1 protein-coding gene and 1 pseudogene are annotated in these 1,579 nt (G+C 62.6%); one reads left to right on the top strand and one right to left on the bottom strand.

Annotation, left to right across the window (positions count from 1 at the left end):
- Positions 1–28: 28 nt before the first annotated feature.
- A complete protein-coding gene (locus A7X77_RS31480; protein ID WP_064686678.1) occupies positions 29–355 on the top strand; it encodes a hypothetical protein in 327 nt (108 codons plus the stop codon).
- Between the two features lie 153 nt (positions 356–508).
- Here A7X77_RS31480 and A7X77_RS31475 read toward each other — a convergent pair.
- Positions 509–1,297, bottom strand: a pseudogene (locus A7X77_RS31475) (GGDEF domain-containing protein); the annotation flags it as partial.
- Positions 1,298–1,579 lie beyond the last annotated feature (282 nt).

Below are 1,579 nucleotides of genomic sequence, written 5' to 3'. Positions count from 1 at the left end.
CAATATGACTTAGCCAGCAGTTAACTTGATGCACGAACAACGGTGGCGCGAGTACTACCAAGCACCCGATCCGGAGGTGATGCAGAAGATGGCGCGGGGACTGGCTCGCAACGCCATGATAAAGCGCGTCGGCCGAGCTGTGGGCGTCGCGCTCGCCAAGCGCATCAACAAGGAATGGGACGAAGAGGCGATGGGCAAGGCGCATCAGCCGGAGAGCCTTAGCATCGCAGCGGATAACTACTTCGAGTCTTTGCAGGATGCACGGCGCATGCTCGGCAAGACTCTCAAAATGAAGCGAACGGACGGTGAGGAGGAAGACCAGGAGAGCTCACGGTCCATCGACGATCTGGCTTGAGCTGTCTGATAACATCGCGTTGTTTTTTTTGAGAGGTCTGCCTTTTGAACGGCATTTATGCAGGCGCGAAGCTGCCGTTTCCCAGGCGCTGATGCTTATGGCGGTTGGGGCCTCGTGCAGCAGCGCAGCGCGGCGTTTTGCTGTTGCGAATTTTCATCTTGAAGGCGATGTGAGGCCCTCCGCCGCCCGCACCCTATCCCGGCCGCTCATCTTCGCGTCATACAACGCCTGATCCGCCCGCCGATAAAGCTCCGAGACGCTGTCCGTCGGCACACATGCGGCAATGCCGGCGGAGCAGGTGTAGCTGAAGTCGGGCGAGTCCGGCAGCGGCCGGGAGAAGCGGATCACCGTCAGCACGCGCTCGACCATGGCAAGCGCGTCTTCCGGGCCGGTGGCCGGCATGACGAGCAGGAATTCTTCGCCGCCGACGCGGCCGAAACAGTCGTTGCGGCGGACATTCTGGTGGATGCGGTGGGCGAAATCGCGCAGCACGAGATCGCCGGCGTGGTGGCCGAGCCGGTCGTTGATGCGTTTGAAGTTGTCGTCGAAGACGGCATGGCAGCCGCTGCTGCCATGCCGGGCGGCTTCAAGCATGTCTTCGACGCGCGCCATGACGAAGCGGCGGTTGGCGACGCCGGTGAGTTCGTCGGTGTAGGAGGCCTTGATCGCCTGGTCGCGATCCTGCCGGACGGTGCGGCCATGGACCTTGAGACGGGTGATGTCGCTGGCGATGCAGAGCATCCAGCCGTTAGTCTGCACCGCTTCGGTCATCCACAGCCAGCGGCCGTCGGAAAGATCCGTCTCGAAGGCGCGATAGCCGATCTTGGCGCGGCGGCACTGGGTCGAGCGCAGCCATTCCTCGACATTTTCAGTGCGGATGACGGTGCCGCGGCCGAGCTCAAAATTGCGCCGCATCAGATCCGGCCAGAGCGGCGCTTCCTCAGCCGGGCATTAACAATTCGCCTGCGCGCCCGTTAAAGCTGCACATGGTCAGCGTTGAGCTCCAACGTCGCTGCATCCAGCTCGATCGCAACGAGATCGCCCTCACCCCCGGCTAAAACTTCTTCCTCGCCCCCTGCCTCCCTGCTATCCTGAAGGCGAGGAGACGGCGCCATGAGCGAGATCCGAAAGCTGGCTGCAATCCTGGCTGCTGATGTGGTCGGGTACAGCAGGCTTGCCGGGGCCGATGAGGAGCGCATCCTGGCGCGGTTGCGGGCACTGCGC

The sequence above is a fragment of the Rhizobium bangladeshense genome, assembly GCF_001662075.1.
Taxonomy (GTDB): Bacteria; Pseudomonadota; Alphaproteobacteria; order Rhizobiales; family Rhizobiaceae; genus Rhizobium; species Rhizobium bangladeshense_B.
The sequence above is the reverse complement of the archived record's forward strand: the minus strand, read 5'-3'. Positions and strand labels throughout refer to the sequence as shown.

Excerpts from the sequence above, each read along its gene's own strand:
- A7X77_RS31480 (WP_064686678.1), top strand. The coding sequence starts at position 29 with ATGCACGAACAACGGTGGCGCGAGTACTACCAAGCACCCGATCCGGAG.